This window comes from Mesobacillus harenae (assembly GCF_013343715.1).
GTDB classification, from domain to species: Bacteria; Bacillota; Bacilli; order Bacillales; family Cytobacillaceae; genus Mesobacillus_A; species Mesobacillus_A harenae.
Map to the genome: position 1 here is coordinate 36,651 of NZ_JABUNR010000001.1, position 26,796 is coordinate 63,446.

Sequence of the window (26,796 nt, forward strand, 5' to 3'; positions counted from 1 at the left end):
TGAGCAGAAGGAATACCGAGACGCTGGAATTAGTTATGACAAGGAAAAGGCTATAAATGAAGATTGGAAGAATATAATGAAGAGGCTCCAGAAGAATTTAAGATTCAACGAGATATAGTTAAAATATAAAAAGGAAGAGGGGGGAAGGGGGAAGTTTATTTTGTTTAAATTTTGTGTTGCCTCTTTTTATGTACTTCAAAAAAAGAGTAGTAAAAGATCTTTGTAAATGAAGCTGCAACTCCAAATAAACAAAGAGAATTCAGGACAGTTTCCATACATCTTACCTCCTGGATAAAAAATGCACACAAGAGCTAGTGACGGGAAGCATCTTCATACTCTCATGTTACCCAGTTAATACTAAGCAGGAGTTAAGCCTGTATTAAACTTTTGTAAAGCAATGTAAACAAAGCCATTCTCCTAATCGAGAGGGGATATTTTATTTCATCAATCGGCACTTCGTAAAAAGCAGCTAGGTTTTTTTAGTTTGTTCTCTAACAGTTTCTGATTTGTTTTCAATCCGGCTAATTGTTTCTAGTTTAATACCTATGGCTTTCGAAACCTGCTCTTGAGATATATTCTTTTTAAACCTTAGCGATCTGAACTTATACCCAATAGTCTTTTTATACATATATAAAGAACCTCCTTCCACGGTTTTATTTTGTCTGATTTTGTCTAATTTCTTTTTGAATATTTTTGTTGGAATTTGTTAAAATGGTATTTGTGTTAAATTTAATTAAGGAGTTTTTTTATGGTTTCAGCAATTTTCTCTAAACAGGAATTACTACAATATATTAACTACCTAAGGAAAGAAATGATAAATACCGGATTAAATCATGGTTTAGTTAATAATTTTACTATAGAAGCAAGCCAGGAACTTGATTACTTTATTTTTCAGTATCAAACCTTTAGAAAAAGCTAATTTAGGAAACTGATAAACATTTTGGCATACCATCTTTAAAAAAGTTTAATTCCCAAATACCAGAAAGGGGTAGTTTATAAGATGAAAAAAGCTAAAATCGGTGACAAAATCAGATATAAAGAAGTGATTGAAGGTATTGTAGATCAAGTTAATGAGAACTCCGTAATAGTAACTATCACAAGAAACTATAGTGACCGTGAATTCCATAATAATGTAACAGTAGTGAATCATAAAAATTACATTATATTAGATTAAAATGATAAGTCGTAGAATAGTTTAAGGCTACTTGTTATATGCAACTTTTTGGCTGTTAATCTCCAATTTACTCCTAATCCCCTAGAACTAAAAGGTGTTCATAGAAAAAAATACCTTTTTCGACAATCTATTCCATGGTATATTCAGAATTGAGGCAAATTTTACGAAAGTAAAAGACGCAAAGCCACGGGCCTACAGCATTTATTGCCAAGGTAGCCGGGTTGCCAGGGGAACCTGTAAAAATATATAACCTTTCCAATTTGCCTTAATCTATTTTGAAAGGTGTTCTTAAACAAATGAAAACAGTTTTATTAGCTGATGATTCTCAATTTATGAGATCTTGGCTAACGAAAATGGTCACTGCTGCTAATTTCCTTGTCATTGCCGAAGCCAGAAATGGAGAAGAGGCTATCATCAAATATAAGGAAATAAAACCTGATATAGTCATTATGGATATAACCATGCCAGGTGTGGATGGTTTAGAAGCTCTTGAGGAAATTATTAAGTTTGACCCATTAGCAAATATTGTGATGTGTTCGGCAATAGGACAACAATCATTTATAATTGATTCTCTAAAATTGGGTGCATGCGATTTCCTTGTTAAGCCGCATTTTAAACATATACAATCTACTTTAGAACGTATTCATACTACTCATTCAGGCTCCCTGACTTCTAGAGTAGGCCGATAGCGTATGCTAAATATTTATCATGATACTTCTTATGCTGACTGGTGGCTTAAATCTCTTATTAGATTTAGATGGATAATTTTTTTGATTTTTACCTTTGTTTTTATCTATGACTATTTATATAGGGATAATAATTTCATTCCGTTCTATACCATCATGATGCTTTTCGTAGGGACCATGTATAAAAATAACCTAGCCATACTATTTCAAAGTGCCATAGTAACCCTTGTTCGATATAAGTTAAGTGAAAATGGTTATGAGTATTTTCCCCTTGTTTTTATTCAATTGTTTATATATTTCACTGTCGGTTTTACTGTATCAACCTTAATTAAAAATAGCTTAATTCAGAAAACAAACCTAATTGAACTTACAACTGCCTTGGCCAAATCGATAGATTCTAGAGATAACTATACAGCTAAACATTCTGAGAATGTCGCATGTTACGCAAAGATGATTGCAAAAAAATTAGGTTTGCGAAAAAGAATATGTAACGATATATATTTAGGTGGTCTAATACATGATTTAGGTAAAATAGGAATAAATGAAGATATATTAAATAAACCCTCCAGATTAAGTGATGAAGAATACAATATTATAAAGCAACATCCTTTTATTGGTTTTCAAATGATTCAGCATATCTCTTCTTTTAAAAAAAATGGCATAATAGACATGGTACTTTTCCATCATGAAAGATTTGATGGAAAAGGGTATCCTTATGGCCTAAAAGGTAAAGAAATACCTTATGTTGCAAGAATAATGGCTCTGGCTGATGCATTTGATGCTATGACTTCTAGACGTATTTATAAAAATAAAAAAGATTTTAACGATGTTATTAAGGAAATTCATGAAAATAGAGGCAAGCAGTTCGACCCACAGGTTACAGATGCTTTTTTACAAGTTATACAACAGGAAGGAGAGTCACTCATTAAAAATAGAAGCACAGGATAATCTAAACGGGTAGAAGACCAGCTGAGCACCATCAGTTGGTCTTTTTTTGCATAAAATAAAATGGCGTATGCCAATTTACTCTTACCTATGTGAAAGAGTATGGAAATTAAACTTTTTATCCTAATCGAGAGGGCTTTTTCTAGTTGTATGACCTTTTCTGTTATATCATGTTCTCCATTTAACTCCACTTTTATAAGCTCCCAAAACGTTATTTTTCGCTTTATCTTCCGGATCCACTCATAAAGCAATTTGTTCAGGTATTCTCCCCTTTGCCTGAAAGGTGCCGACTTGAAGACTTTTCCACCATCGGTTAGGTATATCACTCTAAGAGTATCCTTCATGTTATCTTATTTAGAATTAAAGAATCAATCATCGTTTTTTCTCCCGGGCCACGTGAACTCTTGATTCCAACAGTATTCTTTTATTGTATGATGCTTTATGATGTGAAAGGTTATGTTCCGTACCCAGGTTCACCCATGGGTGCGCGAGCAATACCTGACAATGTACTAAAAAATTCCCAATGGCATTTATGTATCAGTTTTTTTGTAACTATAAATTTACGGACTTCGGATGTCTTATAGTAAAGGTTATCTAAGTCCCGCTCCAGCGCCCAACTCCCTACGTATGTCAACGTCTAATCGGTTCCGCTCTCCGTGTTTCCTTTATCTCAGTCGATTAGCACAGTCCATACGTCGCTTAACGGGCGCTTGCTCTTTTGTTCTGTTAAGTTCTTTGGAGCCCTGCTAGCAAGCATTATTTACTAGATATTCTTTGCTAAATCTTTTAACATGGATACTAGAAGGAAGAGTATTCTCTTCTAATTATCGACAAAAAATTATATAGTTAATATGACTTGCTTCAAGGAAGAGGGTGGAGGAATGCATTCTTTCATAAATTATCAAAATATTTTTAATATTTATAAATCCTTATTTGATTTCAATCATGATGCCTGTTATGCCCTAGATCTTAATGGCAATTTCATATTATTGAATGATGCGGCAGGCAAGCTTATTGGGAATACAAACGAAGAAGTTCAAAAGTCCTTTATCCCGTTAATTCACGAGGACAGGCTGGAAGAAACTCTATATGCTTTTAAACGCGTGTTACAGGGGAACCGAGAAGAGTTTCGCACAGCTATAAACGATAGGGCCGGAAATAGAAAGGAATTATCGGTAACGGCTGTACCGATATACATAGACCATAAGATTAACGGTGTGGTGGGAATTGCCAAGGATGTCACCGAAAAAACCAACCTGGCGACGTTATTAAATGGTCAGAATAAGGTACTTGAGATGATCGCCAAAGGCTCTCCCTGTTCTGATGTGTTAGATAATATTATTTATGTGGTTGAAAAGGTTTCAAACGGTGGGGTATGTTCGATTCATTTAATAGATGAAGCAGGACAAAAGCTCTTGAGAGGGTCATCCCCTAATTTACCGGCCGAGTATAATGAATTCATTAACGGAATTCCTATTGGTCCATCAATAGGATCGTGTGGAACAGCGGCATATTATAAACGTCGTGTTATCGTAAAAGACATTGCCTCGGATCCGTTATGGAATGAATATAGGGGAATAGCACTAAAGCACGGCTTACGGGCTTGCTGGTCCTCTCCGGTGCTGGATAACCAACAAAACGTTCTAGGTGTGTTTGCCATGTATTATAATAAACCATGTACGCCTGAAAGCTGGGATAAAAAAATTATTGAAAAGGCAACATATCTGACAAGTTTAGTTATCCAACACTACCATGCTGAAGAAAAGATTAATTATATGGCGTTCCATGATGCTTTGACAGGCCTGCCAAATAGAAGGCTTTTTGATGAGAGAGTAAACTTGGCAATAACAAACTTTGAACATACTCAGGACAAAATGTTAGGACTGATGTTTTTAGACTTAGACAGATTTAAAATCATCAATGATTCGCTTGGCCATAATATTGGAGATTTACTGTTAAGGGATGTAGCAGAGAGATTACAAACTTGTCTTGGGGACAAAGATACACCTTCGAGGCAGGGAGGGGACGAATTTACTATTTTAATAGAGACCGCTTCCAGACGAGAAATCGAAAAAATTGCCCAAAACATACTTGACGAAGTAGGACGACCCTATATGACAGGAGGGCACGAGATATTTGTAACCCCAAGTATTGGAATCAGTCTGTATCCATTTGATGGGGAAAAGGCAAGCTCACTCCTCAGAAAAGCAGACCTGGCCATGTATCAGGCTAAAAAAGAAGGAAGAAATAATTTTCAATTTTATGATGAAAAACTTGCTAAAAAGACATTTGATCGTTTAGAGCTTGAAAATGAGCTTAGAAAAGCATTAGCCAAGGACGAATTCTCCCTCCATTATCAGCCGATTATAAACCTATCAAACAATCGAATAACTAGTGTTGAAAGCTTAATTCGCTGGAACAACGAGAAACTGGGCATGGTTATGCCAAAGCAGTTTATACCGATTGCCGAAGAGACCGGCATGATCATAGATATAGGGGAATGGGTGATTAGGACAGCCTGCTATCAATTAAAGCGATGGGAAGAGGATGGTATCCAGTCTCTGACAATATCCGTTAATATTTCAATACGGCAATTTTACCAGCCTAACTTGATTACCATGATATCAAACATTTTAAAGGAAGCAGAGATAGATCCACAGAACCTGACCATTGAAATAACCGAGAGTATGACAATGGATGTAGAAACAGCAACATTTATTCTATGTAAATTAAAAACTCTGGGTGTAAATATATCGATTGATGACTTTGGAACGGGCTACAGTTCATTAAGCTATCTAAAGAAATTCCCAATTGATTACTTGAAAATTGATCAATCGTTCATTTGTGATATCACCAATAGTAAGAATGATGAGAGCATCGCGACAACGATTCTTCTTATGGCAAAAAGCTTAGACTTAAGTGTTATTGCCGAAGGAGTGGAAACAGCAGAGCAGCTGGAAATCCTCCGAAGGCACTATTGTCAAGAAGCCCAAGGGTACCTGCTGGGTAAGCCGTTACCACCCCTGGAATTAGAACCATTCCTGAAATCTTTGCCAGCTGGATCGGAGAGCTAGATAAACAAAAGTTAAAACCTGCTCGGTACAAGAAAAAGCCAGGCAGTAAATTAAAGTGCCTTTGGAAAGGGCATTTTAATTTCTGTCTGGCTTTCTATTTTAAGCACTTGGTGCCGAAGAAGTCATGCATTATTTCTTGTCGCCCATACCTCCAGGGTCAACGGGGCCTCCTCCTCTGAAAATCTCTAGAGCCCTCAATATAGCGTCCCCGCCATAACCTGCGATAATCGATACAAAGATTACTCTCATAAGCGAGTTCGCTCCAGTTGAAGTAACAAGCAAAACAGCGGCGAGAGAGCCCATCAGCACTTCTTCTAAAAATCCGAGATAGATGAATTTCTTTGTCCTTCGCGGCTTGACAATTTTCCCGCGTTTTCTTACATGTTCAGCCAAACCAACAAATCCACCAATGAGTATTGCGAAGCCAATGTTCTGAAACATTCTTCCTCACACTCCTAAAGCCGTATTTGGGTGAAGCGACCTTAGGTAATTTCTTGGTGTACTGCTATTATATCGAAAAGGCTTGGGTTTTAGCATGTGTAAATATACCGAATTTTCAGTATTTTATACTTAGTACTATTAGGGGGTAACTTGTACCGTTAAGTACTAAAGGTACGAAGAATACAGGTGAAAAGGAGGAGAAGGAGAATTTGGCAGGACAGAAATAGAAAAAAAGCAAGCGGCTGTCCGCTTGCTAGAAGGTTTAATGCATATGGCGGTATACACCAATTACTTTTCCTAGGATGGTTACATTTCGCAGGATAATCGGCTCCATTGTAGGGTTTTCCGGCTGCAGACGGATATAATCCTCCTGTTTGAAAAATCTCTTAACAGTTGCTTCATCTTCCTCTGTCATAGCTACCACGATATCTCCATTGTTAGCTGTTTGCTGCTGCTTAACAATTACATAATCCCCGTCCAAAATACCTGCATCAATCATACTTTCACCCATAATCTCCAGCATGAAAACCTGTTCATCTGCAGGAGCTAGCCGTTCAGGAAGAGGGAAGTACTCTTCAACATTTTCAATTGCTGTAATCGGCTGGCCAGCAGTAACTTTACCGACAACCGGTACATTTACAACTTTATATTTAGGGATATGATCTGTAGCTTCCAGTTCAAGGATTTCAATGGCCCGCGGCTTAGTTGGGTCTCTTCTGATGAGGCCTTTGCTTTCCAATCTGGCTAAATGCCCATGAACGGTTGAACTGGAGGCCAATCCGACAGCTTCCCCGATTTCACGGACAGAAGGGGGATAGCCCTTTCTCTTAACCTCTTCTTTTATAAACTCTAATATATCTGTTTGTCGCTTCGATAGTTTCGCCATGTTTTACAGCACCTCTCGCCTTTTATATTGTCGTAATTATAGCATGTATTTCCAACTGGTACAAACATAAGTTCGAGTATTGGTTGACACGAAACATTTGTTCGGTTTATAATCATATTAACAGAAAGCGAACATATATTCTAGTTTATTAGGAGTGTTAATAATGAGAAAATTATGGAAAAACTATTCATATGCTATTATTTTAATAGGAGTAAGCTTTATTTCCTCTTTTGTGCTGATTGGACATGCAGATGAAACACACGAAGATCTATTGGTAGTGACTGTCGAGGAGGGTGAATCTCTCTGGCAGATCTCTGAAAGGTTTGCCGGTGAACACAGCCTTAACCATAGTGAGTTTATCAATTGGGTAGAGAAGAACAATGGCATTTCCGGAGACAGGATTCATCCTGGAGAGGAGCTTGTTATTCCAGTGAAATTATCAGAAAACACAGGAACAGAGCTGGCCAGCAGTGAATGATCCGTGGGGAAATGTAAAGGCATGATCAGCGGCGGAGGAAAACAGCTGGGCGTATGTCTCCGTTTGTATCAGTGCAGTCTTAAAAATTTTACATATTAGGAGGCAATATGAAAGCGATTGTTTATTGCCGGGTAAGCACAACAAAAGAAACGCAGGAAACCTCTTTAGCCAGGCAGGAGGAAGAATTACTGAAGCTGGCTAAAGATTATGGATTTCAGGTACAGTCGATTATTAAAGATCAGGCAAGCGGGTACGACCTTGATAGGGATGGAGTACTCCAATTGCTCTCTATTTTGAAAAATAAAGAAGCTAGCGCTGTTTTAATACAAGATGAAACAAGGCTTGGCAGAGGGAATGCCAAAATAGCACTGCTCCATTGCATCCTGAAAGAAGGGGCAAAGCTCTACAGCATCTCCCACAACGGGGAACTGCACCTTTCAGACTCCGACTCTATGGTCTTGCAGATTGTCGGAATGGTAGAAGAGTATCAGCGAAAGCTTCACAATATTAAGATCAAGCGCGGGATGAAACGGGCCGTCGAACAAGGATACAAACCGCAAAATAATTTGAAAAAACTAGCTGTGAACTCCGGACGTGATAAAAAAGAGATCCCGCTCGCCGAAATTGTACGCTTAAGAAAGAACGAACTTACTTTCTCAGAAATAGCAGCAACTCTTAGAGGCTTCGGATACGATGTTTCAAAAGCAACTGTCCATAGGAGATACCAAGATTATATCGAAGAACAGAATAATAACACTTCTCCCTTGTAAATTACTTGGTTTTTTAGTAAGATGTCTTTTAGTCTTACCTTAAAACAGAGGAGTTTTACCATGCTGTCTAAAGAAAAAATGGCTCGAATTAATGTCTTGGCAAACAAAGCCAAAAAGTCCGGTCTTACTGAGCTCGAGGCAAAGGAGCAATCCAAGCTGCGTTCAGAATACTTGCAAACATTCCGTTCCAACATGCTTACTACTTTAAAAGGTGTTAAGATTGTTGACCCTAATGGGGATGACGTTACACCCGATAAGTTAAAAGAGTTAAAAAAGAATGATAAGATGCATTAATATAGGGTGAAAGAGGGAATACATAATTAAGTGTATTCCCTTTTGCCTTTTAACTTAAAGACTAGCTTGAAACTAGTGTTTTTTTACCTGTGATAAATACTATTTGTTGTATTCATCACACAGTCACTATATATTAAGAATGTAGAGAGTTCTAATAGAAAGGAATGTATTTTATGTTCGATCAAACTGATTCGTTGTCAGTAACCTCAATACGTACTCTTTCAATTGATGCAATTGAAAAAGCAAACTCCGGCCACCCAGGAATGCCTATGGGGGCTGCTCCAATGGCTTACGCACTTTGGACACGATTTATGAACCATAATCCTCAAAACCCACAATGGATTAACCGCGACCGTTTTGTGTTATCTGCCGGTCATGGATCTATGCTGTTATACAGCCTGCTTCACCTTTCTGGTTATGGTGTAACAATGGATGATATTAAAAACTTCCGCCAATGGGGAAGCAAAACTCCGGGGCATCCTGAGTATGGCCATACTCCTGGTGTTGACGCTACAACAGGTCCACTCGGACAAGGGATTGCTATGGCAGTTGGAATGGCAATGGCAGAACGCCACATGGCAACTGTTTATAACAAAGATGGTTTTGATTTAGTCGACCACTATACATATAGCATTTGTGGAGACGGTGACCTGATGGAAGGCGTTTCTGCAGAGGCTGCTTCACTAGCAGGTCACTTAAAGCTAGGCCGCCTAGTTGTGCTTTATGATTCAAATGATATTTCCCTGGACGGCGACCTGGATATGAGTTTCTCTGAAAGTGTTGCACAGCGCTTCCAGTCATATGGATGGCAGTATATCCGTGTTGAAGATGGAAATAACATGGACGAAGTCTCAAAGGCTATTGAGGAAGCGCAGCAGGACCTCGAACGCCCAACGATGATTGAAGTCAAAACCGTTATTGGTTACGGCTCACCTAACAAATCAGGAAAATCTGATGTTCATGGCGCGCCGCTTGGTGAAGACGAAATGAAGCTGACGAAGGAATACTACAAATGGACTTTCGAGCAGGATTTCCATGTCCCTGAAGAAGTCTACACACGCTTTAAGGAACAAGTCGCTGAACATGGCGAAAAGAAAGAAAAAGAGTGGAATGAACTGTTTGCTGAATATAAGAAAGCTAACCCAGAGCTTGCAGATCAGTTTGAAAAAGCGGTAAACGGTGACCTTCCGGAAGGCTGGGATAAAGATGCACCAGTCTACGAAGAAGGAAAAAGCCTGGCAAGCCGTGCTTCTTCTGGTGAAGCGTTAAATGCCATCGCACAAAATCTTCCTAACTTAATTGGCGGTTCCGCTGACCTTGCCGGCTCTAATAAAACGATGATCAAAGGAAGCAAAGACTTCTTCCCGCAATCATTTGAAGGCCGTAATATTTGGTTTGGTGTCCGTGAATTTGCGATGGGTGCAGCTATGAATGGTATGGCACTACATGGCGGCCTGAAGGTATTCGGTGGAACATTCTTTGTATTCTCTGATTACCTGCGCCCGGCAATCCGCCTGGCAGCACTTATGGGTCTCCCAGTCACATATGTATTTACACATGATAGCATCGCTGTTGGAGAAGATGGCCCTACTCACGAGCCAGTTGAACAACTTGCTGCACTCCGGGCGATGCCTAACCTGTCAATCATTCGTCCTGCAGACGGCAATGAAACAACTGCTGCTTGGAAGCTTGCTCTCGAATCGAAGGACAAGCCTACAGCATTGGTATTAACGCGTCAAAACCTGCCAACGATGAAGGGGACAGATGAAGCAGCCTATGATGGCGTTTCAAAAGGTGCTTATGTGGTTTCACCAGCTGGAAAAGACGCAGCAGACGCGATGCTTTTAGCTTCAGGCTCTGAAGTGCATCTTGCTGTTAAAGCACAAGAAGCCCTTGCGAATGAAGGAATTCAAGTATCTGTCGTAAGCATGCCATCATGGGACCGTTTTGAAACCCAATCTAAGGAATATAAGGAAAGCGTTATTCCTAAGAGTGTCAAAAAACGTCTTGGCATTGAAATGGGCTCTCCACTTGGATGGGACCGTTACGTAGGGGATGAAGGAGATATCCTTGCGATTAACGGTTTTGGTGCATCCGCTCCTGGTGAGAAAATAATGGAAGAATACGGGTTTACCGTTGAAAATGTAGTAGCACGTATGAAAGCTTTAATCCAGAACTAATAGGTTGGAGAAAGGGAACGAATTAAATTTCGTTCTCTTTTTTCGTTCATCTACCTTCAGTCGCCCTATTAACACGGCCTCGTATTACCTCTGGTCCATATACCACTTTCACTTTTTTGTTACGGAAAGTCATATAGAGGGTCTGTAATGGAGCAAGTAAAGAGTCAGCATTCGAGCAGGCCAAATTTCGCTGTGACAAATAAATTTTGAATGATATAATTAAAATTGTAAGAAAAGTATGAATTCGACAGAATAAGTGCTATTTTTCAACATCTTTAGACATAAGTAATGATTAATATTCTCTATAATTAAAGCAATAGATTGCCTTTAAAGGAGGGGATCATATGAGATCCTATCAGCTTTATTTAATAGAAGAAGAAATCGCAGCTCATTATTTCGGCAGGGAACGGATGTTTATTCAGCTTTTTCAAGATTATGCACAAGCACGGGGTTCTCTGAAAAAGATCATCTCCAGACAAATTAATTATATTACCAGGCAGATTCCTGTTCTGCGCCTCCATCAGTTATTGCATCATCAATTGTCCCTTAGCAAGGATCTGCATGCTGAGCAAGGGGTTTATTATATTCGCAAAAATAGAGGAAAAAGTGTCGCAAGTTTAAAAACATTCGATCGATATATATTAGTTGAATCTGACGGAAATGTGGATGCAGAAACTGCTTTTTTTGAAGTGCTTAGGAAATGCGAAAGCTCTTTTCTTGCAATTGATATTGATAGCAGCCGCTGCGGCTGGCTTAAACCTATTAAAGAAAGAAAATATGTTTAAATAAAATGCGAGAAAAAGACTCGCAAATATTGTATAATAACTTTTGGTTTAGTACACTGTATGTTAGACAACACGAAGGAGGAAGTTTTTATGTGGCAACTCGTTCTAGTGGGTATCCTGGCTCTTATCGCCGGTGTCGCACTAGGATTTTTCATTGCTCGCCGATATATGATGAGCTATTTGAAGAAAAATCCGCCAATTAATGAACAAATGCTTAAAATGATGATGATGCAAATGGGTATGAAGCCATCTCAGAAAAAGATTAATCAAATGATGAGCGCAATGAATAAACAGCAAGACAAATAATCCTTTTATCACTAAAAAACCACTTTTTTCTGTGAAAGATAAGCAGAAAAGGGTGGTTTTTTTGCATTTCATTCGCTGGTCAAACTTTACATGAATCACGGTAAAGAGTGGTTTTGGAGCTGTTCTTTTTGTTTAAACGATGTTCAATGGGGTATCGGTAAATAAAATTTTAGAACCAAGGAGGCAGAAATGAGGGCATTGGCTTTATTAGAAGTTATCTTAGTTGGTTACTTATTGTATTCAATCATTAAATTGATTGTAATTTTCACGACTGATGGAGTTTTTTCTATGATATTTGTATTTGCAGAAATGTCTTTTACCCTTACTTTGGTAACTTTATTAACTATAATTGTGGATGTTTGGAGAGTAAGGAAAAGGAACAATTTAATAAGAAAGGGAAAGTTACAGTATTAGTATAATTGCTTCTTCTTTATTTTAGGTAAAAGTGGATAGAATAAAAAAACCTAGGAGAAATAATGAAAAACAAATAAGATGTTGTAGACTGCCTCCAAGCCGCACTATTTGAAGAGTAAAGAACCTAGTGCTGGAATGGTGGCAAAAAGCAAATATGACAACCAGCAAAATCGGCATAAGGACTACGTAAGCGGTTATTGAGAAGCAAATATGTAACGATTTAAGAAAATAAGAAAAATGGTTGGTCCTCATGATTAGATAAGGATAGCCTTTCTACTTAAAAGTGTTTGTAAACCTTAGAGCAGCGTGTATCCTCTTAAAGTAATTACCTATACACCATCATTGTGTTCCTTCTTTAGTCATTCATAACACCAGTATGCACTCAGTTATCTGGGTGTTTTTTTATGAGAAAGAAGATCTTATAAACATGCTGCAGCTTAATCTTCCTTATTTTTCAAATTTTTGTTAAACTATTTAGGCATTTATAAATCGGGCTCTGCTTTATTCGGAGGATTGTATGAGAGTATTTTTAGATTTAATGTGGTATTTTAAGCAGGAAAAATCAGCATACATATCAGGTATTATCATGCTGCTGGTTGTGGCCTTTATTCAGCTTGCCCCGCCGCGGATTATCGGGATCGTAGTCGATGAAATTGCCCAGGGGACATTGACAGGTGCCGGGCTGCTGAAATGGATCGGTATTCTAATCATCGCGGCCATTTTGATGTATTCGCTGCGGTATTACTGGCGTATCAAGATTTTTGGCTCTGCTGTTAAACTGGCAAGATTACTTAGAAATCAGTTATACAATCATTTTACCAATATGTCTCAAGCCTTTTATCAGAAGCGGAGGACAGGGGACTTGATGGCCCATTCAACAAACGACCTTCAGGCAATTCAGCAAACGGCTGGCCTCGGAGTTCTTACTCTATTCGATTCCTTGGCGACGGGCGGCTTTGTAATAGTGGCCATGGCAACGACGATTAGCTGGAAGCTTACTTTGATCTGTCTGATCCCGCTGCCGCTGATGGCATTTTTAACGAGCTGGTATGGGACCATGCTTCACAGAGAATTTCATCAAGCACAAGAGGCGTTCTCGTCACTGAATGATAAAACTCAGGAAAGCATCACAGGGATTAAAGTGATTAAAACGTTCGGACAAGAGAAAGAGGATATTGAGGATTTTCGTAAGCAATCGGAGGATGTCGTTAATAAAAACGTAAAGGTAGCAAAGATCGATTCTTTATTTGACCCAACCATCTCCATCATCGTGGGTATTTCTTTTTTCTTGTCAATTGCCTTTGGGTCACGGTATGTTTTAAACGGTGAATTGACAATCGGACAGCTGATTTCATTCACAGCCTATCTCAGTTTATTAATTTGGCCGATGCTGGCGTTTGGCTGGCTCTTTAATATCGTAGAACGGGGCAGGGCGTCTTATGATCGCGTAAAAACATTGCTCTCGGTAAGAGTAGATATTCAAGATCAGAAGGATGCATTGGATATCGTGCCAAGTGGGGACATTCAATTCAGTGTTGAAAAGTTTGTGTATCCTAATGAAACGGATTCAGTGCTTAAGAACATAAACTTCACCATCAAAAGAGGAGAAACCCTTGGAATTGTAGGCAAAACAGGGGCAGGAAAAACGACGCTGCTAAAGCTGCTAATTCGGCAGTTTGAAGGGTATGAAGGGGATATCAGAGTAGGGGGGCGTTCGATTTCTTCGTATAAGTTAGAAAAACTGAGAGAAGCGATTGGATATGTCCCTCAAGACCATTTTCTCTTTTCAGCTACAGTAGGTGAAAACATCGCTTTTGCGCAGGCAGATGCGTCCCAGGAAACGATACATGAAGCAGCCAAGGTGGCGTATATCCATGAAGATATTCTTGAATTTACAGATGGCTATAAAACGGTTGTCGGGGAGCGCGGTGTATCTCTTTCAGGTGGCCAGAAGCAAAGGATTTCGATTGCCAGGGCACTGTTAATGAATCCTGAAATTTTGATTCTCGATGATTCTTTATCCGCTGTAGATGCCAAAACTGAGGAAGCCATCCTCTCAAAGCTGAAACAAAACCGGACGAATAAAACGACGATCATTACCGCCCATCGGCTCAGCGCAATTCAGCATGCAAATCTGATTATTGTTCTCGATGACGGGGAAGTAATCGAAAAAGGCACTCATAAAGAACTGCTCCAAAACAACGGCTGGTATAAGGATATGTATTATAGACAGCAGCTCGAGGAGATCGTTGAGCATGGAGGATAAAGGAATGGAAAAGATACCTGTTATGAACGGAAAGGACCAGCGAAAAGTTTTATTCCGATTGCTAGCCTATGCGAAACCGCATAAGAAAACGATATCAATCGCGTTTGGCCTTTTGTTGCTGACCACAATTGGAGACATACTTGGCCCGATCTTAATAAAGATCTTTCTTGATGATTATCTGACACCGCGAAATCTTGCGGTTGAACCAATTGTGATGCTGGCAGCGGTTTATTTGGGGATTCAAATTATGAATGTGCTTGTGTCTTATTTTCAGCTTCTGTCCTTTCAAAAAATAGCTTTAAAAATTATTCAGCAATTAAGGATTGATGTTTTTTCAAAAGTGCAGTCGCTTGGCCTTAAGTACTTTGATAAAACACCGGCCGGTGCAGTTGTTTCAAGGGTGACGAATGACACAGAAGCGATAAAAGATATGTTTGTAACAGTTATTGTTACGTTTATTCAGGGAGTGTTCCTGCTAACAGGAATTTTTGTGGCGATGTTTATTTTGAATGCCAAGTTAGCTTTTTTCTGTCTGTCTATTTTGCCGATCATTTTTATGATAATGAGAACGTATCGAAAATACAGCTCAGTGTTTTATCAGGAAATGCGAGAAAGGCTGAGTCAGCTGAATGCAAAGCTGAGCGAAAGCCTACAGGGGATGGGTATGATTCAGGTATTTCGCCAGGAACAGAGGCTGCGTGATGAATTCGGGGAAATAAACCAGAAACATTATATGTCCGGCGTAAGAAACATTAAAATCGACGGATTGCTATTGCGTCCAGCAATTGACCTTGTTTATATTTTCGCTTTAATTCTAGTGCTGAGCTTCTTCGGAGTTAACTCGTTTGATCATGCAATAGAAATCGGTGTCCTATACGCCTTTATCAACTATCTTGACCGATTTTTCGAGCCGGTTAACAATATGATGATGCGCTTATCAATGTACCAGCAGGCAATTGTTTCTGCATCTCGAGTGTTTAAGCTGCTGGATGACGAAGCACTGGCGCCGCAACAGACAATCGTAGCTGGCGCTGCGATTAAGGAAGCTAAGATTGAGGTTAAAAATTTAAGCTTTTCCTATGACGGCAAGCGAGACGTTCTCAAAAATATCAGTTTTACAGCAGAACCTGGACAAACAGTAGCTCTCGTTGGCCACACAGGCAGCGGAAAGAGCTCGATCATTAACCTCTTAATGAGATTCTATGAATTTGAGCGGGGGGATATTTTGATCGATGGAAATTCGATAAAGAGTATCCCAGAAAAGGATTTGCGTACGAAAATGGGTCTTGTGCTCCAGGATCCTTTCCTGTTTTATGGCACGATAAAAGACAACATCCGCCTGCATAATGAAGCCCTAACAGATCAGGAAATCGTTAATGCCGCAGAGTTTGTTCAGGCTGACCAGTTTATAAACAAACTAGATGGAACTTATGGGCACCAGGTGGTTGAAAGAGGATCAACTTTATCAAGTGGGCAGCGCCAGCTGGTTGCGTTTGCACGTACGATAGCCGCCAATCCGAAAATCCTCATCCTTGATGAGGCTACAGCTAATATTGATACAGAAACGGAAGAAGCTATTCAAATTGCTTTGGAAAAGATGCGCAAAGGGCGAACAACAATTGCGATCGCTCACCGGCTTTCTACGATTCAGGATGCAGATTTAATTCTCGTTCTGCATCAAGGTGAAATCATTGAGCAGGGAAATCACCAGGAGCTTTTGGGGAAACAGGGGCTTTATCATAAAATGTATCTCCTTCAAAACAGTACGGCAGAGAGGGTTGAGGACGCTGTCGGCTCTTAGAAAAACACTTAGGCTAAGAACGGAAATTTTAAGAATCGGCAGTAATGAAAGTGAGGTGCGTAGATGATCAATATTGGTGATATTATTTTCCAGTTAATCGCAATCATTATTCCTGTTCTATCCATTGCAGCAGTTGTATTTTTCATTCGTTCTTCAAAGAAGAAGACCGAACAGCTAGATAGAATTGAGGAAAAGTTAGACAGAGCAATAGAGAGAACAATAGGCAAGTAAACGATACTCAGAATCTTTACAGCTGCTATGAGCTAGTTTAGGTTTACCTAGTCCTTAAAAGCAAAAACAGCTAGACGCTTCTGGCGTTAAGCTGTTTTTAATGGCTTATTATTTTTTTTATATAGATGCGATTGTATTCGTTCAAAAGACGGTCGAGCTCCTGGCTATGATAGATGGCGGCATTGGAATTCAGTCCGTTTTTCGATACAACTTGAAATAACTCGGAGCGCTTCTTTTCAATCAACGTGATGAGTTCTTGTTTTGACAAGGCTGAAATTCCTTTCCTGTTTATAGTAGAACCGAACGGACTAATGTCGAATCGTGTCATAATTTATGTAAATTCAATATAAAACTGGAAAATTTGTTAACACTCTACCAAGTATATAGGAATTGAGATTGAATATCAAAAGAAAAATGAATGAAACTTCCGATTAGAAGAATTTATTATTAAAAAACATATAGATATAGTAGTAATGGAAAAAACTTACCCTGTTTACGAAATGTTCACAGCTTGTCTATTCTCTTTTATCTAAGGTATTGTTAGAATGTAAACGAATCGATGTAGGATGTAGGAGTTGTTTAAATGAGTGATTTGAATGTGTTATTGGCCTTTGGGGCAGGCTTTTTAAGCTTTATCTCGCCTTGCTGTCTTCCATTGTATCCAGCTTTTCTTTCATATATTACGGGAATGTCTGTAGGAGAGCTGAAAAATGAAAATGCGATGATGCAGAGGCGAAGCATGCTGCATACGTTATTCTTTCTACTTGGCTTTTCGGTCATATTCATCGCAATTGGATTTGGAACTAGCTTTGTTGGAAGCTTTTTCAAGCAATATCAAGATCTGATCCGCCAGCTTGGCGCTATTTTTATTGTTGTATTTGGTCTAATGGTTGTTGGTGTGTTTAAACCAGAGTTCCTTATGAAGGACCGTAAGCTTGAATTTAAAAATCGTCCGTCAGGCTACTTTGGTTCTAGTTTAATCGGGATGGCATTTGCAGCAGGCTGGACGCCGTGCACAGGACCTATTTTGGCATCAGTCATATTGCTAGCAGGCTCAAACCCAGGGTCAGGCATGCTTTATATGATTGCATACATATTAGGATTCGCCATTCCATTCTTTGTCCTTTCCTTCTTTATTGGTAAAATGCAATGGATCCGTAAAAACAATGTGAAAATCATGAAATTCGGCGGCTATATTATGATTGTTCTTGGAATCATGTTATTCTTCGACTGGATGAATAAGATTATTCAATGGCTGTCACCGCTATTTGGCGGTTTTACAGGATTTTAATCCCCAAGAAATCCCGATTACAAGAGCACAATGATCCTTTTCTTTTAAAGAATTGTGTTTAAATTTCTAATAACAGCCTAATATCGTATATAATAGAGAAGAAGTTTGAAATCGAGATAATAGTCACTGCAGTTGGGAGGATCTTGTGATGGCCAGAGTTTTAATAGTAGACGATGCCAAATTTATGAGAATTACGCTTAGTAACATTTTGAAGAAAGCGAACCATGAAGTGGCTGGCGAGGCAGAAAATGGCCTCGAAGCAGTACGTCTATATCGTGAGTTAAAGCCTGATATCGTAACAATGGACATAACGATGCCAGAAATGAGCGGCTTAGATGCTGTAAGAGAAATTAAAATCATCGATCCCGACGCTAAGATTATTATGTGCTCAGCCATGGGCCAGCAGAAGGTGGTTGTCGAAGCCATTGAAGCTGGTGCAAAAGACTTTATCGTAAAACCGTTTGATGAGAGCCTTGTGCTCGAATCAATAGATAAAGTACTGGGTTAAGCATACGCCATTTAAGCGCAGTCTTAAATGGCATTATTTTTGACAACAAACAGAATTATTCATACAGCCACCCGTTCCGTTTGTTCCGGATGCAGGATTCCATAGGTGCTTTCGGTCCCTTCAGGTTTAGGCTATAATAATAGTGTTAATTTAATTGATAAAGGATGAATCGTTATGGACTGGGTACTTATGTCTTCGATTGGAGCGATCGGCATGGCTGTTTTTGTCATGTTTATGCGAATGAAAGCCGCGAAAAGACCGGCAACAGCCAGAAAAATAATCCTGCCGCCAATCTTTATGAGTACAGGTGCCTTGATGTTTCTGTTCCCGATGTTCCGGGTTGCCCCATTGCAGATAGCTGAAGCGCTTCTTGTTGGAATGCTTTTTTCGATACTGCTGATTCGAACCTCTAAATTTGAAATACGTGATAATGATATTTACCTGCAAAGATCAAAGGCCTTTTTGTTTATTTTAGTAGGCCTCCTGGTTGTCCGTGTTATTGCGAAAACAATATTGAGTGCAACAATCGATATCGGGGAACTGGGCGGAATGTTCTGGATCCTCGCCTTTGGGATGATTGTGCCATGGCGCATTGCAATGTACCTGCAATTTAAAAAGATCCATCAAGAGCTGCGCGGTACAGAAAGCACTAGTACAGTATAAGCCTCCTGCTGTACATAATAATGAATGCATCAAAAAAAGAGCTTGGATTCCTCCAAGCTCTTTCTTAATAGATAAGTTGACTCTTGTCTAGCACCCGATGAAGTCAAAAAATGACTCACCGGCTGGACCTCTTGCGTAGCAAGGCTGTTCAAGGACTCGAGTATTTCTTATATTTCCGTATCCTTTGGGATCAGCCAGTCAGCGATCAGATAGCCAATTAAACAAGGGAGAACAGCTGTGAATAGGGCTAAAGCCACAAAGGCAAGCCTAGCAATCGTAGGGTCAATACCAATATAGTCGGCCACCCCGGCCATCACACCGCTCATTTTTTTATCAGTTGTAGATTTTGTTAATCTCTTAGTCAGCAAATCACCACTCCTTTTCCCTCAGGCACTCCTCTTTCTATCTGTTATTAAAAGAGATATTCATAAGGCTCTACGCTAATGCTTTTTTCATCCAGCCTTTTACGCAAAAATTTATGGTCTCTCTTTGGCGTCGCTAAAATATAGCCGCGAATGACTAAATCCTGGGTGATTACCGAAGCTTTTTCCTCAAGGGCAAGCTGGCCGATTCTCCCAGCAATTTTATGTCGGGCCACATCGCGGAATAGCTCAGGTACCGGACTCACTAATTCCTCAAGCAGCTCTTTCTGCTCATTTGTCCAGAGATGCCGGGTTTCATTTACATAATGCTCTTCCCAGTCCATATCCGACTTGCCATCTTCCTTTGGCAGCTTTTTTAAAAATTTCCTGAACATGAAATATCCGCCAATCGCAAACAAACCGATCAGCACAAATCCCCATGCAACTATAAACCACATAAACTCTGCACTTGGCATTTTATTCACCTGCACTATCCCTTTTTCTACTGTCCCTATTATAGACCTCCTACAAAGGTTTCATCAAGCTTTGAAAAGCTGTCACATATTATGCAGGCATAATACCTTGTAAAACATTATAATCAGAAGTATAATAGTTAATGTTCCTATGGGGCTGAATGGGGTACTGGTGTCCTCCACGGTCTTCAAAACCGCTTGTGACCTGCGTGCCAGGTCAGGTGGGTTCGATTCCCACACAGTCCCGCCAATTATTTTCAATGTTATCAACGGTTTGAACAATTTTTTGACTGTGATTTAACAGTGATTTGAACCGTGATTTGTTTTGATAAAGTCACTAGTATTTTTTCGGTAAATTACATAGACCTAGTGTGACCGATTGCCGGGGTACTAGTGTGTTTAATCCACTTATTTCTTTAAAAAGAAGGGTGGATTTTTTTATGCAATAAGGTAATCGTAAAATTAATCGTAAGGGAATTAGTAAGAGTGGAAGTTAAGTAATGTTAGATCGGTAAAACAGGCGTTGACTCTTTTTGAAACGTTTGAACGGTTTATGAGTTTTAAGAAGACGGAAGGTTTTGTAAAGCCTGCCATCCAATAGTATTAGGAACACTTCATTATCTTACTGATTATTTTGGTGAGGATATACCTAATGAGGAAATTACCCTTGAATAAACCAGAGAATATACTGGCTACATTTTATTGGAGAAGCAGAGTAACTGAATAATGGGGAACAGCCTGAATTAATAATAGAAGAGTAGTACTCATACCTTCCGGGATACGGATACTTTTTTATATAATGAACAGTGGTGATCCGTTCTATTTGCAACAAATTCTAGGTCATTCAGATATATCTATAGTAAAAAATAAATTCAAACTACAGAGTTAGACGTTAAAAGATAACATAATTCTTTATCCTCGATTAATCGAGGATTCCCCAGGTAATAATGAAAGCCCTAAACTGTCAGGCATCGCCCGGCAGTTTTTTTTAAGGTAGTATGGATTACGGTTTAATGTAGTTAAAAATGAAACCTCTCCAGAGTGAATACTACTGAAGGATTTAAGTTGAAGGTTATTGAAAATGAATACGGACATTTGGCTTACGCCATTTTCTCACTCACGTTCGGAAAATATATTAGTTAGATATATTAATTATTAATCTAAGTTGTCCGTTTTTAACTTCATATTTATATATATACTTTGTGAACCTACAATCAATCATATTTGCAATATAGCTGTACATATAATTTTCCGCCGGACGGTCGTATTAAAGTAATAAAATCTATGATAATGTACATTTGTATAATGTATTGTCCTCATTACAAATTCCCTTAAAAAAATCGCTTCTTCTATCTCAACAGCTTTGTGTTCATTTTTTACCCTAAGTGATTGGTTTTACTCCATTTTGTAAATCTCTAAGAATATATCGACTTTACTGAATAACATTAAGCCAACCTGCTGTTTAATATAAGTACTTTCCGTGGTAAACAGAATAGAACTTACTAAAAATTAAAGGGAAGCGATAATTTGATTAATATTTACTTTTTGGAATGGGGAAAAAATAGGTCTAAGAAACATAATCATTATAATCGAATTCACGGAATGAGAATTTTTGAATTAATATTTTCAAAAAAGTTAACTGATATCGGAGTTGAATTAGAAATATTCAAGGAGATAAATATTTACTTCCTTGCAAATCCAGAAAAGCCTATTAGCTATGAAGAAAATCTGGCTTTTAAAGAAATTAATATATTTGTTCCGGAAGACCTCATGAAGTTTTTGAAATTAAAATCAACCGAGGCAAAGTTTCAGGGATTTTCGGAATTAGTATACAAATTCATTGTTCCGGCCATTGAGAAATATTCTGCAATACCTTTCCCCGAAATTTTAGCTAATACAAATAGAGCTTTGAACGAGGTTATTAATCAAGATTATCAAGCTGTATTTTTAGTTGATAAAACACCTAAAAAAAGTCCTGATCAAGAAAAGTTTGCAATCCTAAAAGGGATACATGATTCTGAAGGATTTCAATTAAGGTGTGAGGTTTATAATAAGCGAGGGCTAAGAATCATAAACCAACTATTAGTAGAAGAGGTTGGAAATGAAGTTATCTATTCAAAATTCTTTGGAGAACTTAAATGGTTGAGTGAACATTTAATTATAGTAAGTTCAAATTCAAGTGATTGGAAGACAACAATACACGTTAGTTAGCAAGTATATGTTTTTTATTTCCCGACTTAGAAAAAATATGGCTTTTTTACGGGACATACAAATTCGGTCTAATAAGTTCAGTTTTAAAAATTTAAATTGATAGTTTTAATTAGTGAGTCTAGTTTTTGGCTATATTTTAGATACAGGCTGCGCTAATCCTTTCTCCTTACATACGCTAACCAATTTTCTTTTCATGTACTCAATTTTGAAAATGAATTTATTTGTTTTGGCAAATTTGTTTCATTTTATATTTACATCCCAATCTCAATGCCAATTAAATTCGCCTGTAATTGTACCTTGTTTTTTTATACTAATTTATATAAAAGTTAAGGATTTCTTATGATTTTTTTAAGATTTAAAAAATGAATTAGATAGAGATCTAGCTTTATGTGATTACTTTAGAAACGGCATTCTTTTGTTAATTATTGGCATACTTATTGAAAACCTTGATTTTTTCTTTTCCTCGTTATTAAGAAAATAGCTTCTTCCCGAAAAATATTTAAAAACACTAAATCTTTTGTACTAGATGCCGATAACAAAAATAAGACAAAGTACCTTCGATAATGGCAAACTTATTGAAAAATAAGGACGCAAAGCCACGGATCTAAGGCTAGAGATAGCTATGACCGCCGGGTTTCCGAAAAGGGGTAGATAAGATAGAATTGTGATTTTGGTGTTTCGAAAATCCTATTTTATTAAGTTCACCCATTTTATGGGTGAGCTTTTTTGGTTGTTGATAAATTTTATGTTTTAGCAGCTTATACTCAGAATCGGTTAAGGAGAATAATCTTGGAATTAATAATTAATAGAGAAGTTGCTGGAAGTACTGTTGTTATTCATTTTAAGGGGATTCTGGATATATCAACGGTTCACTTAATTGATCCGTACCTTGATGATATGGAAAACGTTGAAATAGTTCTCTTCAATTTTAACCGATTGGAATTTATTGATTCCACTGGGATGGGGTTAATTATAAACACTATCTATTTATCTCAGGAAAAAAACTTTCAGCTTAAGCTGGAAGGAATTAATGAAGAAATCGGCGAGATGTTCGAGACAGTTGGATTATTTCAAATATTGGAAGTGATTCAAAAGGAGATTACTGATGTTCCACGATAACCTAACCTATCACTTTAATAGTTCAGAAGAAGATAAGAAAATACTAGATAAATCTCTTCAACGAGAAATTAATATGGCAAGAAATATCCAGATACAATTACTAAATGGAAAAACCCCCAAATTTGAAGGAGGGGAAGTTAAGGGTTCCTCTCTCCCTGCCAGATTAATTGGAGGAGATTATTATGACTTTTATCCTTTGATAGACGGCAATATCCGAATTGTTATTGGAGATGTGATGGGAAAAGGAATTCCGGCTGCAATGCTGATGATTTTGACAAGAGGTGCTTTTCGAAGTGCGTCTGAAAGTACTCAAAGTCCTGGGGAGACATTAACCGCAATCAACCAGGCAATTTATGAGGATTTAAGGACTTTAAAGTCATTCGTTACCTTATTTTGTGCAGACTGGAGCCCTAGCACTGGGACTTTAACTTATGCAAATGCTGGGCACAATATCCCGATTTTTATAAATGGGAAAACTCTTGAAGTAAAAGAACTTCCGAAAGTAAAAGGAGTGATGGTTGGCGGACTTCCAAACCAAAGATATAAAGAAGTATCCGTAAGACTGGAAGAAAACGATTCGGTGTTCTTTTATACAGATGGAATTATTGAAGCACAAAATAAATGTGGTGAACAATATAAATTGGAACGTTTAGTTCTAACACTGCTGGAGAGTAAGGATTATAACGTTGGAGATATTGAAAAATGTGTAATGAGCTCTATTACGCGGTTTACCGAGGGGGCTCCCCAGAAGGATGACATAACAATGGTCCTTTTAAAAATACGAGAGCGGAAGGCTGATATTTCAAGTCTAAATTCTCCAGTTCTAGGATAGGAGGAAAAATGGTGCAAAGTATTATAACAAAAGGAAAAGATATCATTGCAGCCATTACTGCAGGACTGGATCTATTAGAAACAACGAAAGAACAAGTGAACATTGAAGTTATTCAGCATGAAGTTAGGGGGTTTTTGGGAATAGGAGCCAGAAAGGCTGTTGTAAAATTAACAAAGGTTAATAATACAACAACTTCTTCCACCTTTGATGATTTAATGAATGACCTTAACGTTGAGGATATTTTCAAAGCTGAATCTCTGGAAGGAACTCCGAATCCCTCCCTTCAAAAGGGTCTTAATGAGACAAATGAGCTTACAGGGAAAGTATGGGTAAGGGACGGAAAGATTTTTTGTAAATCATCCCCGGATTACTATCCTACGGTATCTCTTAGTTCAGGTGTGACACTCTATAAAAACAGTAAGCTGGTCAACGAAAAAACGGTCATTATTTCAGAGTTAGATTTCTATGAAATAAAAGTAGAAGACTCGGAACAAAAGACTACATGGAAGCTTTCAATGGATGAACGGCAATTAAAGGTTCATTTATATATAAATCCTGGATATAAAATTACACGCACAGTTCCCGATATGGACCCCGCTCATCATTTGGAGCTCTACACTATAGAGGAGAAACAAGTCCAGAATACGATCGATTATTTAGAGGTTATGCAAAAACTCGAAAGATTAAGAGTATCTCAAGGTATAAAACAGACTGTCATACTCGAAGCGCTGGCTGTTTCAGAAGAAGGTACTTTTGAAATTGCTTCAGGAAAAGAACCTAGTGAAGGTAAAAACGGATGGGTTGAATCAAAAATTGACTTAAATATTAAGGAGGGCCTTAAGGAACGTGAGGATGGAAGTGTAGATTTTCGTGAAATCAAAACAATACCAAAAGTAGAAAGAGGGCAAGTTATAGCCATTTTACACCCCCCGATCCCCGGTGAAATAGGTCAGACTGTTACCAACATTCCAATCCCTCCTAAAACCACAAACCCTGTCATTATAAAGACTGATCACGGGACAGCATTGGTTGAAGACAAAATAGTCGCCATGGAATCTGGACGTCCATATATAGAAAAAAGAGGGAAGTTGGTTAGAATTAAAATCGTGAAAAGATTAACCCATCCTGGTAACGTCGATTTAATATCTGGTAACCTTGACTTTATTGGCGATATAGATATACAGGGGGAAGTTGAAAGTAATATGTCTGTAACAGCGGAAGGAGATATCTTTGTCCAAAAAATAATAACGAATGCATCCATTACTTCTTTAGGGGCAATCATCTCTTACGGAAACATTTTTGGTTCTGAGCTTTCTGCCGGCAAAAATAATATGCTTGTTACAGAACTAGGGCACCTCGTGGGAATTATCCATAATGAAGTTGATAAAATAGTTACTGTTATTAAACAATTGGAACAGTCTCCAGCTTTTAAATCAAGCGACTTTTCCAGAGGGGGTATTCAGCCTTTAATAAGGATTTTATTGGAAAGGAAGTTTAAGAATTTTCCTCCCAAGGTGAAAAAATATATTGATGCAGTAAGAACAGGTGAAAAGTTCCTAGCCGATGATATCTGGAGGTTAGTAGGAGTTTCTCTTTCACAGATCTTTTTATCCGTAAATAATGAAGTAACTTCTATTGAACGAATACTTGAATTATCGAAAAAAATGAAAGAAATACATCTGCTTAGCCAAACGGCAATCGAACCAGACTCTTATATTACTATTCCTAGTGCACTTAACAGCAGACTATACTGCAGTGGAAACATCCTTATTTTAGGGAAAAGCTGTGTTAATTCAAAGGTCCATGCGGGCGGTATGTTAAAAATTAACGGAATATTGCGAGGTGGTGAGGTATACGGGAGGCTCGGGGTTGAAATTAATGAAGCGGGAGCTGAAAGTGGAACAGCTACAATTATTGCTGTTCCTAACGATCAAAAGATTCGGCTGAAAAAGGTAATGGAAGGTACATCAATAAAAATAGGGAATGTGAAGTACACCTTTTCAGAAACAAGAACTAACGTTTGTGCCCATCTTGATGAATATGATCGGATCGTTTTTAATTCAAAGGAAAGCAGGATGCTATAAATGATTGAATATTCACTAATTCCGCTAGAAAATCACCTAGTAGTAAATCTTTATGGAGATTTAGACATTGATAGTACAGAGGTTATAGAAGAGGAATTACTTCCATTTGTCAGTAATTATAAAAAGGTCCATTTTAAGTTTGAAGAGGTGCCATTTGTTGATTCCTCCGGAATGGGGCTTCTTTTAAACCTCGTCCAAACACTAAGTGAAAAAGGGATAAAAGTAAAAATACTAGGGATTAGAGAAGAAATTATGGAGGTCTTCGAACTGTTACAATTGCCTGAAATACTTGGTGATGGGATCTTTGTTTGAACTATAAAAAAGTACAATAATCCGTTAATCGATAAAAGGATGAATAAATTCAACAGTTACCTATTTCATTGAAGGGAGGTGAATCACATGAAAGCACGTTTAAAGCAGTTTTTAACTGTCGCAGCAGTAGTGGCAGCAACAATGGGACCAATTGTCGGTCGCCCGTGGTGGTAAACTTATCCCTTTTTAGACTTGAGTGATCTCCTGGAA

General features: G+C 38.2%; 28 protein-coding genes, 1 tRNA gene and 2 riboswitches. Of the genes, 23 read left to right on the forward strand and 6 right to left on the reverse strand.

Annotated features, from left to right (window positions below; genetic code table 11):
- Positions 1 to 469: 469 nt before the first annotated feature.
- Positions 470 to 628, reverse strand: a complete 159-nt coding sequence (locus tag HRJ06_RS23625) for a helix-turn-helix domain-containing protein (RefSeq protein ID WP_174726926.1) — start codon at positions 626 to 628, stop codon at positions 470 to 472.
- Between the two features lie 120 nt (positions 629 to 748).
- Here HRJ06_RS23625 and HRJ06_RS23630 point away from each other — a divergent pair, with 120 nt between their 5' ends.
- The 5 genes from HRJ06_RS23630 (at position 749) to HRJ06_RS00185 (ending at position 5,879) form a co-directional block, all read left to right on the forward strand.
- On the forward strand, positions 749 to 919 hold the full coding sequence (locus tag HRJ06_RS23630; protein WP_174726929.1) for a Spo0E family sporulation regulatory protein-aspartic acid phosphatase: 171 nt from the start codon (positions 749 to 751) through the stop codon (positions 917 to 919).
- A gap of 81 nt (positions 920 to 1,000) precedes the next feature.
- Positions 1,001 to 1,174 carry a DUF2187 family protein gene (locus tag HRJ06_RS00170; protein ID WP_174726932.1) on the forward strand — a complete coding sequence of 58 codons (174 nt, stop codon included), beginning with the start codon at positions 1,001 to 1,003 and terminating at the stop codon, positions 1,172 to 1,174.
- 143 nt (positions 1,175 to 1,317) lie between these two features.
- A riboswitch (cyclic di-GMP riboswitch) is annotated at positions 1,318 to 1,403 on the forward strand.
- A gap of 67 nt (positions 1,404 to 1,470) precedes the next feature.
- The gene (locus HRJ06_RS00175) at positions 1,471 to 1,863 is read left to right on the forward strand and encodes a response regulator (RefSeq protein WP_174726935.1); all 393 of its coding nucleotides are present in this window, start codon (positions 1,471 to 1,473) and stop codon (positions 1,861 to 1,863) included.
- Between the two features lie 3 nt (positions 1,864 to 1,866).
- Positions 1,867 to 2,808: an HD-GYP domain-containing protein gene (locus tag HRJ06_RS00180; RefSeq protein ID WP_174726938.1), complete on the forward strand. Its 942-nt coding sequence runs from the start codon at positions 1,867 to 1,869 to the stop codon at positions 2,806 to 2,808.
- Positions 2,809 to 3,686: 878 nt separating this feature from the next.
- Positions 3,687 to 5,879, forward strand: a complete 2,193-nt coding sequence (locus HRJ06_RS00185) for a bifunctional diguanylate cyclase/phosphodiesterase (RefSeq protein WP_174726942.1) — start codon at positions 3,687 to 3,689, stop codon at positions 5,877 to 5,879.
- 129 nt (positions 5,880 to 6,008) lie between these two features.
- Here the strand turns inward: HRJ06_RS00185 and HRJ06_RS00190 are convergent, their stop codons facing one another.
- Positions 6,009 to 6,320, reverse strand: coding sequence for a DUF4257 domain-containing protein (locus HRJ06_RS00190; protein ID WP_174726945.1), 312 nt, complete (start codon positions 6,318 to 6,320; stop codon positions 6,009 to 6,011).
- Between the two features lie 262 nt (positions 6,321 to 6,582).
- A complete protein-coding gene (gene lexA / locus HRJ06_RS00195) occupies positions 6,583 to 7,206 on the reverse strand; it encodes a transcriptional repressor LexA (RefSeq protein ID WP_174726948.1) in 624 nt (207 codons plus the stop codon).
- A 163-nt stretch (positions 7,207 to 7,369) separates the two neighbouring features.
- Between lexA and yneA the strand changes: the two genes are divergently transcribed.
- The 9 genes from yneA (at position 7,370) to HRJ06_RS00240 (ending at position 16,731) form a co-directional block, all read left to right on the forward strand.
- On the forward strand, positions 7,370 to 7,684 hold the full coding sequence (gene yneA, locus HRJ06_RS00200; protein WP_174726951.1) for a cell division suppressor protein YneA: 315 nt from the start codon (positions 7,370 to 7,372) through the stop codon (positions 7,682 to 7,684).
- 107 nt (positions 7,685 to 7,791) lie between these two features.
- Positions 7,792 to 8,454 carry a YneB family resolvase-like protein gene (locus HRJ06_RS00205; RefSeq protein ID WP_174726954.1) on the forward strand — a complete coding sequence of 221 codons (663 nt, stop codon included), beginning with the start codon at positions 7,792 to 7,794 and terminating at the stop codon, positions 8,452 to 8,454.
- Positions 8,455 to 8,514: 60 nt separating this feature from the next.
- Complete coding sequence (locus HRJ06_RS00210) at positions 8,515 to 8,748, forward strand: DUF896 domain-containing protein (RefSeq protein WP_174726957.1); 234 nt, start codon at positions 8,515 to 8,517, stop codon at positions 8,746 to 8,748.
- 173 nt (positions 8,749 to 8,921) lie between these two features.
- Positions 8,922 to 10,928 (forward strand): transketolase, encoded by a 2,007-nt coding sequence (tkt, locus tag HRJ06_RS00215; protein ID WP_174726960.1) that lies wholly within the window; start codon positions 8,922 to 8,924, stop codon positions 10,926 to 10,928.
- A 344-nt stretch (positions 10,929 to 11,272) separates the two neighbouring features.
- Positions 11,273 to 11,713, forward strand: coding sequence for a sporulation inhibitor of replication protein SirA (sirA, locus tag HRJ06_RS00220; protein ID WP_174726963.1), 441 nt, complete (start codon positions 11,273 to 11,275; stop codon positions 11,711 to 11,713).
- Positions 11,714 to 11,803: 90 nt separating this feature from the next.
- Positions 11,804 to 12,019 carry a YneF family protein gene (locus HRJ06_RS00225; protein WP_197969793.1) on the forward strand — a complete coding sequence of 72 codons (216 nt, stop codon included), beginning with the start codon at positions 11,804 to 11,806 and terminating at the stop codon, positions 12,017 to 12,019.
- 931 nt (positions 12,020 to 12,950) lie between these two features.
- A complete protein-coding gene (locus HRJ06_RS00230; protein WP_174726969.1) occupies positions 12,951 to 14,699 on the forward strand; it encodes an ABC transporter transmembrane domain-containing protein in 1,749 nt (582 codons plus the stop codon).
- Between the two features lie 4 nt (positions 14,700 to 14,703).
- Positions 14,704 to 16,500 (forward strand): ABC transporter ATP-binding protein, encoded by a 1,797-nt coding sequence (locus HRJ06_RS00235; RefSeq protein WP_174726972.1) that lies wholly within the window; start codon positions 14,704 to 14,706, stop codon positions 16,498 to 16,500.
- A gap of 63 nt (positions 16,501 to 16,563) precedes the next feature.
- Positions 16,564 to 16,731: a DUF4083 family protein gene (locus HRJ06_RS00240; RefSeq protein WP_197969794.1), complete on the forward strand. Its 168-nt coding sequence runs from the start codon at positions 16,564 to 16,566 to the stop codon at positions 16,729 to 16,731.
- A gap of 97 nt (positions 16,732 to 16,828) precedes the next feature.
- On the opposite strand, the gene HRJ06_RS00245 is transcribed toward HRJ06_RS00240, so the two are convergent.
- A complete protein-coding gene (locus HRJ06_RS00245; RefSeq protein WP_174726975.1) occupies positions 16,829 to 16,999 on the reverse strand; it encodes an aspartyl-phosphate phosphatase Spo0E family protein in 171 nt (56 codons plus the stop codon).
- Between the two features lie 315 nt (positions 17,000 to 17,314).
- Between HRJ06_RS00245 and HRJ06_RS00250 the strand changes: the two genes are divergently transcribed.
- The 3 genes from HRJ06_RS00250 to HRJ06_RS00260 all read left to right on the forward strand — a co-directional run bounded on the left by HRJ06_RS00250 (position 17,315) and on the right by HRJ06_RS00260 (position 19,193).
- The gene (locus tag HRJ06_RS00250) at positions 17,315 to 18,022 is read left to right on the forward strand and encodes a cytochrome c biogenesis CcdA family protein (RefSeq protein WP_174726978.1); all 708 of its coding nucleotides are present in this window, start codon (positions 17,315 to 17,317) and stop codon (positions 18,020 to 18,022) included.
- A gap of 148 nt (positions 18,023 to 18,170) precedes the next feature.
- Positions 18,171 to 18,530 (forward strand): response regulator, encoded by a 360-nt coding sequence (locus HRJ06_RS00255; RefSeq protein WP_174726981.1) that lies wholly within the window; start codon positions 18,171 to 18,173, stop codon positions 18,528 to 18,530.
- Between the two features lie 174 nt (positions 18,531 to 18,704).
- Positions 18,705 to 19,193, forward strand: coding sequence for a CcdC family protein (locus HRJ06_RS00260; protein ID WP_174726983.1), 489 nt, complete (start codon positions 18,705 to 18,707; stop codon positions 19,191 to 19,193).
- Positions 19,194 to 19,360: 167 nt separating this feature from the next.
- Here the strand turns inward: HRJ06_RS00260 and HRJ06_RS00265 are convergent, their stop codons facing one another.
- The gene (locus HRJ06_RS00265) at positions 19,361 to 19,561 is read right to left on the reverse strand and encodes a PspC domain-containing protein (RefSeq protein WP_242035087.1); all 201 of its coding nucleotides are present in this window, start codon (positions 19,559 to 19,561) and stop codon (positions 19,361 to 19,363) included.
- Between the two features lie 44 nt (positions 19,562 to 19,605).
- Complete coding sequence (locus HRJ06_RS00270) at positions 19,606 to 20,031, reverse strand: DUF2621 domain-containing protein (protein ID WP_174726986.1); 426 nt, start codon at positions 20,029 to 20,031, stop codon at positions 19,606 to 19,608.
- Between the two features lie 150 nt (positions 20,032 to 20,181).
- Here HRJ06_RS00270 and HRJ06_RS00275 point away from each other — a divergent pair.
- From HRJ06_RS00275 to HRJ06_RS00300, 6 genes are all read left to right on the forward strand, one after another.
- Positions 20,182 to 20,278, forward strand: a tRNA-Sec gene (locus HRJ06_RS00275).
- Between the two features lie 1,277 nt (positions 20,279 to 21,555).
- Entirely contained in the window at positions 21,556 to 22,239 is a 684-nt protein-coding gene (locus HRJ06_RS00280) for a hypothetical protein (protein ID WP_174726989.1), read from the forward strand.
- Positions 22,240 to 22,794: 555 nt separating this feature from the next.
- Positions 22,795 to 22,881: riboswitch (cyclic di-GMP riboswitch) on the forward strand.
- A gap of 147 nt (positions 22,882 to 23,028) precedes the next feature.
- Positions 23,029 to 23,358, forward strand: coding sequence for an STAS domain-containing protein (locus HRJ06_RS00285; protein WP_174726992.1), 330 nt, complete (start codon positions 23,029 to 23,031; stop codon positions 23,356 to 23,358).
- On the forward strand, positions 23,345 to 24,190 hold the full coding sequence (locus HRJ06_RS00290; protein ID WP_174726994.1) for a PP2C family protein-serine/threonine phosphatase: 846 nt from the start codon (positions 23,345 to 23,347) through the stop codon (positions 24,188 to 24,190). The genes HRJ06_RS00285 and HRJ06_RS00290 overlap by 14 nt, the downstream gene beginning before the upstream one ends.
- An 8-nt stretch (positions 24,191 to 24,198) precedes the next feature.
- Entirely contained in the window at positions 24,199 to 26,274 is a 2,076-nt protein-coding gene (locus tag HRJ06_RS00295; protein ID WP_197969795.1) for a FapA family protein, read from the forward strand.
- On the forward strand, positions 26,275 to 26,586 hold the full coding sequence (locus tag HRJ06_RS00300) for an STAS domain-containing protein (RefSeq protein ID WP_174726997.1): 312 nt from the start codon (positions 26,275 to 26,277) through the stop codon (positions 26,584 to 26,586). It begins immediately after the preceding gene.
- Positions 26,587 to 26,796 lie beyond the last annotated feature (210 nt).

Bases quoted from the DNA above. Each gene is read 5' to 3' on its own strand.
- HRJ06_RS00180 (WP_174726938.1), top strand. From the start codon at position 1,867: ATGCTAAATATTTATCATGATACTTCTTATGCTGACTGGTGGCTTAAA.
- tkt (WP_174726960.1), top strand. From the start codon at position 8,922: ATGTTCGATCAAACTGATTCGTTGTCAGTAACCTCAATACGTACTCTT.
- sirA (WP_174726963.1), top strand. From the start codon at position 11,273: ATGAGATCCTATCAGCTTTATTTAATAGAAGAAGAAATCGCAGCTCAT.
- HRJ06_RS00230 (WP_174726969.1), top strand. From the start codon at position 12,951: ATGAGAGTATTTTTAGATTTAATGTGGTATTTTAAGCAGGAAAAATCA.
- HRJ06_RS00190 (WP_174726945.1), bottom strand. From the start codon at position 6,320: ATGTTTCAGAACATTGGCTTCGCAATACTCATTGGTGGATTTGTTGGT.
- HRJ06_RS00240 (WP_197969794.1), top strand. From the start codon at position 16,564: ATGATCAATATTGGTGATATTATTTTCCAGTTAATCGCAATCATTATT.
- HRJ06_RS00205 (WP_174726954.1), top strand. From the start codon at position 7,792: ATGAAAGCGATTGTTTATTGCCGGGTAAGCACAACAAAAGAAACGCAG.
- HRJ06_RS00290 (WP_174726994.1), top strand. From the start codon at position 23,345: ATGTTCCACGATAACCTAACCTATCACTTTAATAGTTCAGAAGAAGAT.
- HRJ06_RS00170 (WP_174726932.1), top strand. From the start codon at position 1,001: ATGAAAAAAGCTAAAATCGGTGACAAAATCAGATATAAAGAAGTGATT.
- yneA (WP_174726951.1), top strand. From the start codon at position 7,370: ATGAGAAAATTATGGAAAAACTATTCATATGCTATTATTTTAATAGGA.
- HRJ06_RS23630 (WP_174726929.1), top strand. From the start codon at position 749: ATGGTTTCAGCAATTTTCTCTAAACAGGAATTACTACAATATATTAAC.
- HRJ06_RS00250 (WP_174726978.1), top strand. From the start codon at position 17,315: ATGAGTGATTTGAATGTGTTATTGGCCTTTGGGGCAGGCTTTTTAAGC.
- HRJ06_RS00185 (WP_174726942.1), top strand. From the start codon at position 3,687: ATGCATTCTTTCATAAATTATCAAAATATTTTTAATATTTATAAATCC.
- lexA (WP_174726948.1), bottom strand. From the start codon at position 7,206: ATGGCGAAACTATCGAAGCGACAAACAGATATATTAGAGTTTATAAAA.
- HRJ06_RS00295 (WP_197969795.1), top strand. From the start codon at position 24,199: ATGGTGCAAAGTATTATAACAAAAGGAAAAGATATCATTGCAGCCATT.
- HRJ06_RS23625 (WP_174726926.1), bottom strand. From the start codon at position 628: ATGTATAAAAAGACTATTGGGTATAAGTTCAGATCGCTAAGGTTTAAA.
- HRJ06_RS00235 (WP_174726972.1), top strand. From the start codon at position 14,704: ATGGAAAAGATACCTGTTATGAACGGAAAGGACCAGCGAAAAGTTTTA.
- HRJ06_RS00210 (WP_174726957.1), top strand. From the start codon at position 8,515: ATGCTGTCTAAAGAAAAAATGGCTCGAATTAATGTCTTGGCAAACAAA.
- HRJ06_RS00260 (WP_174726983.1), top strand. From the start codon at position 18,705: ATGGACTGGGTACTTATGTCTTCGATTGGAGCGATCGGCATGGCTGTT.
- HRJ06_RS00175 (WP_174726935.1), top strand. From the start codon at position 1,471: ATGAAAACAGTTTTATTAGCTGATGATTCTCAATTTATGAGATCTTGG.
- HRJ06_RS00270 (WP_174726986.1), bottom strand. From the start codon at position 20,031: ATGCCAAGTGCAGAGTTTATGTGGTTTATAGTTGCATGGGGATTTGTG.
- HRJ06_RS00225 (WP_197969793.1), top strand. From the start codon at position 11,804: ATGTGGCAACTCGTTCTAGTGGGTATCCTGGCTCTTATCGCCGGTGTC.
- HRJ06_RS00300 (WP_174726997.1), top strand. From the start codon at position 26,275: ATGATTGAATATTCACTAATTCCGCTAGAAAATCACCTAGTAGTAAAT.
- HRJ06_RS00255 (WP_174726981.1), top strand. From the start codon at position 18,171: ATGGCCAGAGTTTTAATAGTAGACGATGCCAAATTTATGAGAATTACG.